General features: G+C 69.0%; 10 protein-coding genes. 2 read left to right on the forward strand and 8 right to left on the reverse strand.

The window, feature by feature from the left end:
• Window positions 1-99: 99 nt before the first annotated feature.
• Both F3I62_RS07330 and F3I62_RS07335 read right to left on the reverse strand, forming a co-directional pair.
• Window positions 100-1,464, reverse strand: coding sequence for a DUF1329 domain-containing protein (locus F3I62_RS07330; protein WP_160488984.1), 1,365 nt, complete (start codon window positions 1,462-1,464; stop codon window positions 100-102).
• Window positions 1,465-1,478: 14 nt separating this feature from the next.
• Window positions 1,479-3,278, reverse strand: coding sequence for a DUF1302 domain-containing protein (locus F3I62_RS07335; protein WP_160488985.1), 1,800 nt, complete (start codon window positions 3,276-3,278; stop codon window positions 1,479-1,481).
• 173 nt (window positions 3,279-3,451) lie between these two features.
• On the opposite strand from F3I62_RS07335, the gene F3I62_RS07340 reads away from it, so the two are divergent.
• On the forward strand, window positions 3,452-4,489 hold the full coding sequence (locus F3I62_RS07340; RefSeq protein WP_160488986.1) for an AraC family transcriptional regulator: 1,038 nt from the start codon (window positions 3,452-3,454) through the stop codon (window positions 4,487-4,489).
• A 69-nt stretch (window positions 4,490-4,558) separates the two neighbouring features.
• On the opposite strand, the gene F3I62_RS07345 is transcribed toward F3I62_RS07340, so the two are convergent.
• The 4 genes from F3I62_RS07345 to F3I62_RS07360 all read right to left on the reverse strand — a co-directional run bounded on the left by F3I62_RS07345 (window position 4,559) and on the right by F3I62_RS07360 (window position 9,353).
• Window positions 4,559-5,773: a DSD1 family PLP-dependent enzyme gene (locus F3I62_RS07345; protein WP_160489054.1), complete on the reverse strand. Its 1,215-nt coding sequence runs from the start codon at window positions 5,771-5,773 to the stop codon at window positions 4,559-4,561.
• A 72-nt stretch (window positions 5,774-5,845) separates the two neighbouring features.
• Complete coding sequence (locus F3I62_RS07350; RefSeq protein ID WP_256667691.1) at window positions 5,846-7,126, reverse strand: D-arabinono-1,4-lactone oxidase; 1,281 nt, start codon at window positions 7,124-7,126, stop codon at window positions 5,846-5,848.
• 115 nt (window positions 7,127-7,241) lie between these two features.
• The gene (locus F3I62_RS07355; RefSeq protein ID WP_160488988.1) at window positions 7,242-7,628 is read right to left on the reverse strand and encodes a cytochrome c5 family protein; all 387 of its coding nucleotides are present in this window, start codon (window positions 7,626-7,628) and stop codon (window positions 7,242-7,244) included.
• A gap of 198 nt (window positions 7,629-7,826) precedes the next feature.
• Window positions 7,827-9,353: a diguanylate cyclase gene (locus tag F3I62_RS07360; protein ID WP_160488989.1), complete on the reverse strand. Its 1,527-nt coding sequence runs from the start codon at window positions 9,351-9,353 to the stop codon at window positions 7,827-7,829.
• A gap of 202 nt (window positions 9,354-9,555) precedes the next feature.
• Here F3I62_RS07360 and F3I62_RS07365 point away from each other — a divergent pair, with 202 nt between their 5' ends.
• A complete protein-coding gene (locus F3I62_RS07365) occupies window positions 9,556-10,128 on the forward strand; it encodes a hypothetical protein (protein WP_160488990.1) in 573 nt (190 codons plus the stop codon).
• A gap of 13 nt (window positions 10,129-10,141) precedes the next feature.
• Here F3I62_RS07365 and F3I62_RS07370 read toward each other — a convergent pair whose 3' ends face one another.
• Window positions 10,142-10,411 (reverse strand): heavy-metal-associated domain-containing protein, encoded by a 270-nt coding sequence (locus tag F3I62_RS07370; protein ID WP_160488991.1) that lies wholly within the window; start codon window positions 10,409-10,411, stop codon window positions 10,142-10,144.
• A 107-nt stretch (window positions 10,412-10,518) separates the two neighbouring features.
• Window positions 10,519-12,840: a heavy metal translocating P-type ATPase gene (locus F3I62_RS07375; RefSeq protein WP_160488992.1), complete on the reverse strand. Its 2,322-nt coding sequence runs from the start codon at window positions 12,838-12,840 to the stop codon at window positions 10,519-10,521.
• Window positions 12,841-12,842 lie beyond the last annotated feature (2 nt).

Below are 12,842 nucleotides of genomic sequence, written 5' to 3' on the forward strand. Positions count from 1 at the left end.
CCGCAAAGTGCGAACAGGCGCCGGGGCGCCTGTTCGGAGGGACGTGCGCTGCGCGACAGACGTGGCGCCAGGATGCTGGGCCGAGGCGCCGACAAGGCTCTACTGCGTGCCCTTGCGCCGCAGGCTGCCCGGCGTGAAGTAGCTCTCCGGTGGCGCCGCCAGGAGGAACTGACGCGGCGCCTTCTCATTGTTGCGCAGGCCGAGCACCGTGTAGCTGCGGGCGATCAGGTCGTGGAACACCAGATTCACCGGGGCGATGGTGGGCACCTCGTAGGCGTTCTTGCTGAAGGCCAGGTTGACGTGCCACAGCTCGCCGCGGGCGTCGTAGTTTTCCACCATCAGGGCGTACCAGCTGTCCTCGTCGAGGTAGAAGCGGCGCTTGGCGTGCACGTGGCGCTGACCGGGACGCAGGGTCGCCTCGACCACCCACACGCGGTGCATTTCCCAGCGGGTCAGCTCGGGGTTGAGGTGGCCGGGCTTGATCAACTCGTCGGCCGGGCGTCCCGGCTGTTCCATGGCGTAGTTGTGGTAGGGCACCAGCAGGCTGCGCTTGCCGAGCAGCTTCCAGTCGTAGCGGTCGGTGGCGCCGTTGTACATGTCGGTGTCGTCGGCGTAGATGCCGTCGATCGGCGTGTCGTAGGCCAGGGTCGGCGCACGCCGTACCCGGCGCTGACCGGGGTTGTAGATCCACGCCGAACGCGGCTCGGCGACCTGGTCGATGGGCTCGTGCACCAGCAGTGCGCGGCCGACGTCACGCGAGGGCGGCAGCAGTTCGCTGGCGTAGGAGTAGAGCTGGTTGTCCAGGCTGCCGGCATTCTTCTGCGGATGGTAGTAGTTGGAGAGCAGCTGGATGCGCTCGCGCAGCACCGAGTAGCTGCCGCTGGCGGTGACCTGGGCGGTGACGGCGACCTCATCGATGTAACGCCCCTGCCAGCGGGCGATGTGGTTCCAGATCGCCTCGCGGCCGTCCGCCGGGATCGGGAACGGAATCCCCGCGTAGGCACCGACCAGGCCATTGCCACCGGCGGCCAGGCTCGCCTGCTGGGCATTCTTCAAGGTGTTCTGATAAATCTCCTGGGGCGCGGCGAAGCTGCGGTGGCTGGGGTAGACCGGCACCTTGAAGCTCTGCGGGTAGGCCTTGAACAGCGCCTTGACCCCCTCGCTGAGATTGGCCGCATCGGCCTGCAGGCTCTGCGTATCGATCACCCGCAGCGGCTGCTCGCCGGCGAAGGGATCGACATGGAAACTGCCGGGACCGCCATAGCCGGCCGGGGCCTGGATCAGGCCGCCCTGCCACTCGGGAATCCCCGCGCTGGCGTCGCCCTGGCGCTCGGCGCCGAACGGCGTGAGGCGGTCATGCAACTGCGCCGCCTGCTCGGCACTGACCTTGGCCTGGGCTGCCTGCGCCAGCAGCAGACCGAGGGAGAGCAGGACGACACTGGCACGCAAAGCTTGTCTAGTCATGGGGGTTCCTGCCGTCAGAAGGAGTAGGAGAGGTTGAGGGCGACGTGGTCACGGTCGATCAGCGCGTTATCCTTGCGCGCCCCCCAGAACGAGGTGTAACCGAGCTTGCCGGCCAGCTTCTGGCCGTACTTGGCGCCCAGTTCGAGCGTCGCCGACTTGCGCCCCTGGATGAAGTTCTCGTTGAGCGACGGCGAGGTCCCGGACACGTCCTGGCGGAAGGTCAGCCCCGGCAGCAGGTCGAAGTTCGGGCGCACGTCCTGGACCAGGCCGGAGAAGTTCACCGTGTAGCCCCAGGCGAAGGAGTCCAGGTAGGCGTAGTTGGCCGAGTCGAGCAGGCTGCCCGGCACATGGTTGAAAGCCACCTCGCCGAGCATGATCAGGTCATCCAGGCCCAGCAGCGGACCGAAGGTGTGGATGGTCGAGAGCGAGCCGGTGTACAGCTCGTGGCGCTTGTACAGATCGATGCTGCGCCGCGGGTCATTGGCCGAACCGTCGCCGAACTCGCCCAGGTCGATGCTGCCACCGCTCGCCCCGCCGGCGCCCAGCGCGCCCCCGGCCAGGGCCTCCAGCTCATAGATCATCGAGGGTTCCAGTGGCGCATTGGGCCGGTAGGCCAGCTCGCCGGCCACGCTGGTATCGCCGACGGTGCCGGACACGCTGAGGCCGAACAGGCGAATGTCCTCGGGATAGATGAAGTCGTAGTAGGTGCTGTCGAGCAGGGCCAGGCCATCGACCAGCGGCACCGAGGCCGGATCGAAGGCCTGGGCCAGCCCGCACACCTCGCTGAAGCGCCCGCCCGTGCCCGCCGAACAGGCAAACGACTGGCCCTTCTGGATACTCAGGAACGGCACCTTGCTGTGGTAGTTGAGGTAATACAGGCTGAATTCGGTGTTGTTCCACTGCTCCACCAGGTAACGCAGAGCGATGCCGAACTGGCCGTCGTCGCGGGCATCGTGCTCCTCGCCATAGCGGGCGCCGGCGACTATGCCGTTCTCGCCGTTGAGCCCCGGCACCAGCTCGGCCAGGCCGCCCAGCTCGCCCCGCAAGTCGACCAGCACGCCGTTGCTGCCCTTGCCGAAGTAGTCCTGGTTGTTGAGGAAGGCGCCGGTGGGGATCAGTTCGTGGCCCTTCCACTCCAGGCCATAGAAGGCCTCGACGTTGAACGCGTCGCTGAGGCCGAGCTGAGCCGAAACCATGTTGGTCGGCAGCAGGGCATCCTTGAGACTGGCGTTGGGCAGCACCACCCGGCCGATGTCCACCGGGTTGATCACGTTGATGCCGTCGGCGTAATAGATGCCCTCGCCCCAGTTGATCACCTGGCGGCCCAGGCGCAGGCTGGCCGGCATCTCGCCGAGGTAGCGGTTGGTATAGATATACGCATCGAGCAGGCGCGCCCGATGGCCGGCGCGGTTCTCCAGGTCGGAGGGATAGCGCTGGTCGCTGTCGGTGTTGTGGGTGTCGAAAGCGTCGCCGCTGGGATCGTGATCCATGATCTGCGTGTCGTACCAGGCGGTGCCTCGGACGAACAGGCCATCCTGCTCGGTGCGCACATGCAGCTCCGAGGTCAGCTTGAACTCGTTGGAGACGAAGCCGGTGTCGTAGTACTCGCTGCCGTCGTTGTTGTTGATGAAGACGTTCTGCCCACCGCTCTCGATGCGTTCGGGCGCGCTGGTGCGGTACACCGAAGTGAACTCGGCGACGCTCTCCAGCGAGGTCGTCAGATTGGGCCCCGTATCGATCTCGAAAGCCTGCAGCTGCATCCCCCACAGCCCCAGCCCAATTGCCAATGCCATCTTGCTTTTGTTGTATGACATATGCCCCTCCTGAGTCTGGTTGAAATTAACGGCAACAAAAAAACCGGCATGGGGCCAAAACGGACAAAAAAGAGGGCCCAGAAGGCCCGTCACATTTGCAAACACATTCCTCGCCCGGCATTTGCGGCACACTGCCCGACGACAACCGTTCGGGCAGTCAGGGGGCACAGGCAATGAAACCCATAGTCGATCCGCGCTACTCGGAGGCCTCGGCGCCACCGCAGATCTCCCGCTTCCTGCTGCAGTACGTGGTCGCCTGCGGCCATGACCCGGCGCTGCTGTGCCGTGGCCTGGGCTTCGCCCCGGAGGATCTGAAACGCCCGGACTACCGCCTGTCCTTCCGCCAGAGCTACCAGCTGGTGCGCCGCGCCCAGCAACTGCTCGGCGACAGCGGCCTGGGCCTGACGGTCGGCAGCCGGCAGACGCCGGTGTCCTGGGGCCTGGTGGGGCTGGCCATGCTGGCCTGCCCGGACCTGGGCACGGCGCTGCAACTGGCGCTGCGCTACCAGTGGCACATCGGCAGCCTGCTCGACTACCGCATGGAATTCGCCGGCAACCAGGTGCTGATCTACGCCACGCCGCGCTTCTTCGACCAGGAAGTGGCGGCGTTCTACCTGGAGGAGGCGTTTTCCAGCAGCCTGGCCATCGTGCGTTTCCTCACCGGCCAGGACCTGGTCGCCAGCCGCATCGAGGTGCAGCACCCCAGCCCGCCCCACGCGCAGCGCTATGCCGAGCTGTTCCGCTGCCCGCTGCGCTTTTCCGGCGCGCACAACCTGATGCAGTTCCCGATCGAGTGGCTGGAGTTGCCGCTGCCGACCCGCGACGACTATGTCGTCGCCGAGACCTGCCTGCTGCTGGACGGCACCATTCGCCAGGACCAGGGACTGAGCGACCTGGTCGAAACCATCGAGCGCGAGGTGCGCAAGAACCTCGGCGCGCCGCCTTCGCTGAACCAGCTGGCCAGCCAGTTGAACCTGAGCGAACGCACCCTGCGCCGGCGCATCGGCGAGGCGGGCCTGAGCTACTACGGCATAGTCGACGAGCTGCGGCGGACTCGCGCCTTGCAACTGCTCGGCCAGCGCGACAACCGGCTGATCGACGTGGCCTGCGCCACCGGCTTCAGCGACGTGCGCAACTTCCGCCGCGCCTTCAAGCGCTGGACCGGGGTGACGCCGCGCACGGCGAAGCAGCGTATCGTTCAGGAACCCTGATGCCCTGCCCCGTGGGCGCGCCGGGCGCAGCGCTGCGCCACGCCAATCGGGGCGCACGGCGCGGCCTACTCAGGACTCCTGGTACACCGGCCAGCGCTCGACGATCCGGCCCGCGCGCACGGCCAGCAGGTCGCCGAACTGCAGCAGCACCGACTCGCTCTGGGTCGGCCGCAGGAACACCTGGTCGTCCACCGCCAGCCCCACCGCCGGCGAGCCATTGACCAGTTCCTGGTTCGAGCTGCGCCCATACAGGCCACTCAGTTGCAGCCCGGCGGGCGACACCGGGTCGGCCATCCAGTTGCCGCCATAGATGAAGAAGGTTTCGCGCTGGTTGACGTCCCACCAGGAGAACAGCCGGGACTGCTCATCCAGCGCCGGGATGCGCAGCGCCCCCGTGTGTTTGAGCACCGGCGTGGCGATAAATAGCGCCGGTTCATGCTCGGCCAGCGACGGCAGGTCGTAATGGCTGGGCTTGAGCAAGCCGGTGCCGATCGCCACCTCACTGCTCAGCGACTCGCGCTCATGGGCGCGGTAGCTGGGGCTGCCGGCGGTGTTCAGGGTCAGCCCCTCGCGCCACAGGCCGGGGAAGCGCTGGCGGGTGAAGTCCACCTGGCGCTGGTACAGCGCCATCACCTTGGCCAGCAGTTCGTCCTGGGTGCCGAGCAGCTCCGGCAGGTTCATGCCGACGAACGGGTCGTAGCCCATGAACCCGGCGAACTCCAGGTGCCGCGGGTTATCCGCGATCAGCTGCAGCAGCGGCGCCAGCGCCTGGGTGTCGCCCACGCCGCCGCGATGCAGGCCGACGTCCAGCTCGATGTTGATGCGCAGCCGCGTGCCCAGCCCCTGGGCCAGCGCCAGGTACTGCTGCAGGCGTTCGCGGCTGTCGATCAGCCACTGCAGCTGGCGGGCCGGGTCGAACGGGCCGCGGTGCTGCGCGTAGAACAGCTGCGCCGAGCGCACCGGCAGCGGCTTGCCGAGCAGGATGTCGGCCTCGGGAAACAGGCGCGCATCGTGATTGAGAAAGGGCTGGTGGAAGGACATCAGCCGCCGGGTGCCGAGGCGCTCGCCGATGTAGCGCAACAGCTCGGGGGCCGGCAGCGACTTTTCCACCAGGCGCAGCTGCTTGCCGCTGCGCGCGAGGAACTGGCGCACCACCTCGATGTTGTGGTCGAGCCGGTCGAGGTCGATCACCAGCGCCGGGCGCATCGGCCCGTGGGCCTTCAGCTCCCGGTTCAGCGCCTGGAAGTAGGCGTCGTGCGGCCGCCCCTGGTCCCCCGGGCGCAGCCAGGCGGCGGCCAGCAGCCCGCCGGCGCCCAGACCGGCCAGTACGAATGCGCGTCGCTTCATCGTTCCTCCTCAACCGAGACCGAACAGGCCGGCCAGGTGCGCGTTGACGAAGCGGCCGTGCGGGTCCAGCGCCTGGCGCACCTCGGTGAATGCCTTCCAGCGCGGGTACAGCGCCTCCAGCTGGCGGGCGCCCAGGCTGTGCAACTTGCCCCAGTGCGGCCGGCCCTGGTACTTCCAGAAGATCGGCTCGATCGCGGCGAAGAAGTTGTGATGGTCCATCGCATAGTGCTGGTGCACCGAGATCGCGCAACTGTCGCGCCCCTCGAACATGCTCAGGGGGATGTCGTCGGCCTTGACGTAGCGATACTCGATGGGGAACCAGGTGCGCAGGTTGCCGTCGTCGATGCGCTTGAGGATCTCGCGCAGGCAGGCCGGGCCGTGCTCGGCCGGCACCGAGTACTCCATCTCGTTGAAGCGCACGTTGCGCACATTGGCGAAGATGTCATGGGCGTCGCCCACCCGGTCCTCGAAGCTGGCCAGATGGCGCATGTTGTTCAGCAGGCTGCGGCGCAGGTCGGGGTAATCGCTGAGGTGCTTGTCCAGCCCCTCGATCAGCCCGATGAAGCCGTTGCCGCCCTCCTCGTCCGGCGGCAGCGGCGGCGTGCTCGGGTCCTCGGTCTCGTTCAGCGCCACCGCCAGCGCGTAGTCGGAATGGGTGACCACCAGCATTTCCCAGTGCTGGTTGTCGCGCTTGAGGTTGTCGACATCCTCCAGCAGCTCCTCGGTCCTGGCGAGCCACTGGCGCTCGCGCAGCCGGTAGGCGGCGCGGTTCTGCAGGCGCACGCGGGTCACCACGCCCAGCGCGCCGAGCGACACGCGCGCGGCGTCGAACAGCTCGGGGTTGCGCGCGCGACTGCAGTCGAGCACCTCGCCGGCGGCGCTGACCAGTTGCAGGCCGCAGACCTGGGCGGAATAGGAGCCGAAACCGATGCCGGTGCCATGGGTCGAGGTGGCGATCGCCCCGGCCAGCGTCTGGTAGTCGATGTCGGCCATGTTGACCAGCGCCTGGCCAACCGCCTGCAACGGCGCGCCCATCTGCGCCATCGGCGTGCCGCCGGCGAACTCGGCCTGCAGAGTCTGTCGATCATGCGCCAACAGGCCGGCGAAGTGGCTGAGCGAGAGCAGGGTACCGTCGGTGGGCACCAGCGCGCTGAAGGAATGCCCCGAGCCGACCGGGCGGATCTTGCCCGGGGCCTGGCGGATGACCTGCACCAGCTCGTCGAGATCCTTCGGCGCCAGCCGCTCCAGCGGCAGGCAGCTCTGCGCACCGGACCAGTTGCGCCAGGGCATGAGGCGCGGCGCCGGCGCGGTTTCGGCCCACAGCGAGCGGGCCGGCAGCGCCAGGCAGGCGCCCAGCAGGCTGGCACGCTGCAACAGCTGGCGACGGGAGAACGGCTGGCCCATGTCAGCGGCCCTCCGTCGGCACTGCCGCCATGAACTCGATCAGCGCCCGGAACTCCTGCTCCGTGCACTGCATGCACAGCCCCATCGGCGGCATGCCCTGGAAGCCATTGATGCTGTGCTCCAGTAGGGTATCCAGGCCCTTGGCCAGGCGCGGCGTCCAGGCCACGGCATCGCCGGTCAGCGGCGCGCCGGCAGCCGGGTTGGCATGGCACTGCCGGCAACTGGCGCCATACAGCTGCGCCAGCGCCGCATCGGCCGGCACGGCCTGCGCAGCGCCCGTAGGCGCCGGTGCGCCGGCCTCTTCGCCACAACCGCCCAGCAGCGCGCACAGCCCCAGCATGGCGGCCAGGCCGCGCCACCTTCGGCCCCAGTTCTGCCCTGCCTGCATAGCCCCCTCCGAACGCCTGTTGATCTCGATGCCATTCACACTAAAACAGCGTCGCGCGGCGTATGAGGTCTCAAACGGCCAGCCAGGAACAGGGAAACGGCCAAAACCCGGGCCTGCGCGCGGGGCCGGGTCGCGCAGGCGTGCCCTTGTCGCGGCAGGCGGAGCCGTCGAACGGCCGGTAACTGGACGGCTGCGGCGTCACAGCCCCGGATCATGCTCGATGTGATTGCGCCCGTTGGCCTTGGCGCTGTAGAGCCACTGGTCCGCGCGCTTGATGGCCTGATCCAGGCTTTCCCCCTCGCCGAGCAGGACCAGGCCGCCGCTCAGGGTCACCGGCCGATCCCCCGGCTGGATCCGCGTGCGCTGGGCCGCCTCGCGCATGCGCTCGGCAGACTGGCGCGCCTGGGCCGGCGCATCGAGCAGCAGGACGATGACGAACTCCTCGCCGCCCCAGCGGCACACCAGGTCGAAGGGCCGGCAGGCCTTGCACAGGTGACCGCCCAGCTGCTTGAGCACGCTGTCGCCGACCGCATGCCCGTAGCTGTCGTTGATCGTCTTGAAGTGGTCGATATCCATCAGCAGCACGGCGGGCACCAGCCGCTTGCGCGCCGCCAGGGCCAGCGCCACCCCGGCCTTTTCATAGAAGCCGCGGCGGTTGAGGGTCTGGGTCAGCGGGTCGACATGGGTCATGCGGGTCATCTGGGCGAGCGCCCCCATTAGCCGCCAGGCGAACAGGCAGAGCAAGCCGAGCATGAGGATCAGCAGCCAGGTCGGTGCGCTTTCGCGCACGGCCGCCCAGAGCAGGGTGTGAGGCTCGAGCCGATGCACCGCCCACAACTCGTCGGCGACCACCGGCGCGCTGAGCCAGTGGTTGCCCTGCTCGTCGGCATGCCAGTCGACTGGGCGGTCGCCGAGGGGCGGGCGCAGGTGCGTGCCGGGCTCGAAGCCGCCGGGCCGGGCGACCAGGTGGGCGTTCTCGCTGACCAGCATGGTTTCGCCGGCCGCCTCACCCAGCACCACCAGCTGCTGCAGGGTATCCAGACGCAGATCCAGGGCGACCACACCGAGGAAACGCTCCCCGGCATACACCGGCTGGGCGAAGGTGAAGATCCAGCCCTGGCCGGCGGCATCCTGGTAGGGGCCATCGAGGATCATCCGCCGCTGCGGGTTCAGCGCGGGAGCGGACTCGCGCCAGTAGTCGCGCCGATACAGCTCGGGGGTGAAGTGGAAATTGCCGAGCGGGCTGTCCGGCGCCATGTAGATGAAGCCGCTGGCCGACAGGTAGTACAGCCAGACCACGGCCTCGTGGAACTCGAGCGCCGGGCGCATCTGCGCATCCAGCGTCAGCGCCGCCTGCACCTCCAGCAGTTGCGCCTCGCTCAGCGGCAGCGCGGCATTCCCGCTCAGGCGCCCGGCGAGCTGCCCCTGCGTATCCTCCAGCTCCCAGACCCGGTACTCGGGCCGCTCCCGCAGCCGCTGTGGCAGGTCGGCCCGGACGGCGGGCGCCCGATAGTTGTCGACCAGCAGGTTGCGCATCACCGCGACCTGATCACGGTGCAGGGTGACGAAGGTGCCGATCAGGGCGGCCCGGCTGTGGAAGGTATTTTCCACCTCCTGGCGCAGCATGTTCAGGCTGTGCAGGAAGGTCGCGGTACCGGCCAGCAAGGACAGCGTACTCAAGACCGCAATGACGGCCACCAGGCGCCGCTTGGAGTTGATCAGCATCGGCACGCTACTCGCGGAGGGCGAACCGCGGCGCGGAGGCCGGGTTCTTGTTGTTCTAGGTGGCAGCCATGTTACTGATCCCAGCCTAACGGGCATAGACGCGCGAGCCGGCATGCCGGCCAGCCATCCGCCTAGTGCGGGCCGCGCCACTTGCAGGTATCTTCGGCGCCTCCCCCGCCGCTCCCGAGGACCTACCTGCACCATGAACAGCCGCTTAATCCGGGCCGCCCTCCTCTGCACCGCCGCCCTGGGCACAGCCACCGCGCAGGCCAAGGTGGAGGTGCAAGCCGTGCAGCACAAGAGCATCGGCCGCATGCTGGTGGCCAAGGTCTCGGAAGACATCGCCCCCGGCGACTACGAGGCGCTGCTGCAGGGCATCAAGGACAACCCGGGCCAATACGCGCAGAAGGTCGTGCTGCTGGACAGCATCGGCGGCGGCGTGCAGGAGGCCATCCGCATGGGCCGCCTGCTGCACGAGACCGGCTTCAGCACCCTGGTGCCGTCCACCGGCGTCTGCCAGGGCAGCTGCGTCTACCTACTGGCGGCCGGCCGCGCCAGGACCGTGCGCGGCTATGTCGGCATCCACCGGCCCTATTACCCGGGCGGCGATTCGGCCCGAGCCGAGTCGGCCGCCAACGGAGTGCGCTACAACCCGGCGGCCTACCTCCAGGAAATGAGCATCCCGAGCGGCCTGGTCGCGCAGATGCACAGCATCGACCCGCAGCGCATGCACGTGCTCTCGCCCGAGGAACTCGCCCGGTACCGGCTGAACTGATCGGCCGCCGGCGTCACCGGCAGCAGCAGCTGGCGCCGCCACAGCCACCGGTCTGGCGGGCCTCGGCCGGATTGGCAGGGCCGAGCACGCGGGCCGGGTAGCCGGCCTGTTGCAGGGCGGCCAGCAGTTCCCGGCTGTCGACTTGCGCCGCGACCCCGACCTTGCCGGAAGCCAGGTCGACCCGTACCTCGCCGACGCCGGCGAGCGAACCCAGCGCGGCGCTGACCCGCTTGACGCAGGCGCCGCAGCTCATGCCCTCGACCTGCAGTTCGATAGTCTTCATCACACATTCCCCCTTGAGCGTTGCCTGTGGCCGGCTCCGGCGCAGTTCGCCGGGCCTTGCGCCCATCCTCGACCTTGCCACGATGGCAAGGTCAAGCGCCTTCGCCCTCAATCGAGCGAGACCCGGCGCAGGCGTAACGCATTGAACACCACCGAGGCGGAACTCAGGCTCATGGCCAGGGCGGCGATCATGGGCGACAGCAGATGCCCGCTCAGCGGGTAGAGCAGGCCGGCGGCCAGGGGAATGCCCATAGCGTTGTAGAGGAAGGCGAAGCTCAGGTTCTGGTGCATGTTGCGCACCGTCGCCAGCGACAGGCGACGGGCGCGCAGGATGCCCAGCAGGTCGCCCTTGACCAGGGTGACCTGGGCGCTGTGCATCGCCACATCGGTGCCGGTGCCCATGGCGATGCCGACGTCGGCGCGGGCCAGGGCGGGGGCGTCGTTGATCCCGTCGCCGGCCATCGCCACCCGGCGCCCGGCCTGCTGCAGGCTAGCCACCAGGCGCTCCTTGTCCTGCGGCTTGACCTCGCCGTGGACCTCTTCGATGCCCAGCTGGCGCGCCACCGCGCGGGCGGTGGTGAGGCCGTCGCCGGTGGCCATGATGACCCGCACCCCGGCGGCCTGCAGGCGCTCGACCGCCAGTTGCGAGGTCGGCTTGATCGGGTCGGCCACCGCCAGCAGGCCGGCCAGCACGCCATCCACCGCCAGGTACATGATGCTGGTGCCGTCGCCGCGCAGCTGTTCGGCGCGGCCCTGCAGCGCCGTGGTGGCGACCCCGGCCTCGGCCATCAGCAGGCTGTTGCCCAGGTGCAGCTGGCGCCCGGAGATCCGTCCGCGGTTGCCGATGCCGGAGAGCGAGACGAAGTTCTCCGCCGCGCTCAGGCTCAGCCCGGCGGCGCGGGCCTGCTCGACGATGGCCCGGCCCAGGGGGTGCTCGCTGGCCTGGTCGAGGCTGGCGGCCAGGCGCAGCACCTCGTCGGCGGCGAAGCCGGGCGCCGGCTCGACGCTGTGGAAGGCCGGATGGCCCGCGGTGAGGGTGCCGGTCTTGTCGACGATCAGGGTGTCGATCTTGCGCAGGTTCTCGATCGCCGCCGCGTCGCGGAACAGCACGCCGCTGCCGGCGGCCTTGCCGGTGGCGACCATCACCGACATCGGCGTGGCCAGGCCGAGGGCGCAGGGGCAGGCGATGATCAGCACCGCCACCGCGTTGATCAGGCCGAACACCCAGCTCGGCTGCGGCCCCCACAGGCCCCAGCCGAGGAAGGTCAGGGCGGCGATGGCAATCACCACCAGCACGAAGTAACCGGCGATCACATCGGCCAGACGCTGCATCGGCGCCCTGGAGCGCTGCGCCTGCACCACCATCTGCACGATCTGCGCGAGCACGGTGGCCGCGCCGACCTTCTGCGCCTGCATCACCAGGCTGCCATGGGTGTTGAGCGTGGCGCCGATCAGCGGATCGCCGGCCCGCTTCAGCACCGGCAACGGCTCGCCTGTGAGCATGGACTCGTCCACCGCGCTTTCGCCCTGCAGCACCTGACCGTCGACCGGCACCTTCTCGCCGGGGCGTACGCGCAAAGTGTCGCCGCCGTGTACCTGGCCCAGGGCGATGTCTTCTTCGCTGCCGTCGGCGTTGATCCGCCGCGCCGTCCTGGGCGCCAGGCCGAGCAGCGCCTTGATCGCCGCCGAGGTCTGCGAGCGTGCCTTGAGTTCGAGCATCTGCCCGAGCAGGGTCAGCGAGATGATCACCGCCGCCGCCTCGTAGTACACGCCGATGCGTCCGTCCTGCCGGAAGGTCTCGGGAAACAGGCCGGGCACCAGGGTGGCGGCCAGGCTGTAGAGGAAGGCGGCGGCGGTGCCGAGGCCGATCAGCGTCCACATGTTCGGGCTGCGCAGGCGCACCGAGCGCAACCCGCGCACGTAGAACGGCCAGCCGGCCCAGAGCACGATCGGCGTGGCGAGGATCAGCTCGACCCAGTTCTGCAGGCTGCCGTGCAGCAGGTTCAGCGCATGCCCGCCCATGGCCAGCAGGGTGACGGCCAGGGTCAGCGGCAGGCTCCACCAGAAGCGCCGGGTGAAGTCGCGCAGTTCGGGACTCGCCTCTTCCGCCAGCTCGGGCAGCACCGGTTCCAGGGCCATGCCGCACTTGGGGCAGGTGCCGGGGCCGCGCTGGCGGACCTCCGGGTGCATCGGGCAGGTGTATTCCCCCTCGCCCGCCGCGCTGGCGGCTGTCGCCGCAGGCGGTGCGGCGGGCGTCAGGTAGCGCTGCGGCTCGGCAGTGAACCTGAGCCGGCAGTGCTCGCTGCAGAAGCGCCAGGTCTGCCCGGCATGCTGCACCTGGAAGCGGCTGTCGGCGGCGACCTGCATGCCGCACACCGGGTCGCGCAGCTCGGGTGCCGGTACGGGCGAGTGAGGGTCATGGCTGGGCATGG

The organism is Pseudomonas sp. R-28-1W-6, from assembly GCF_009799925.1.
Lineage (GTDB): Bacteria > Pseudomonadota > Gammaproteobacteria > Pseudomonadales > Pseudomonadaceae > Aquipseudomonas.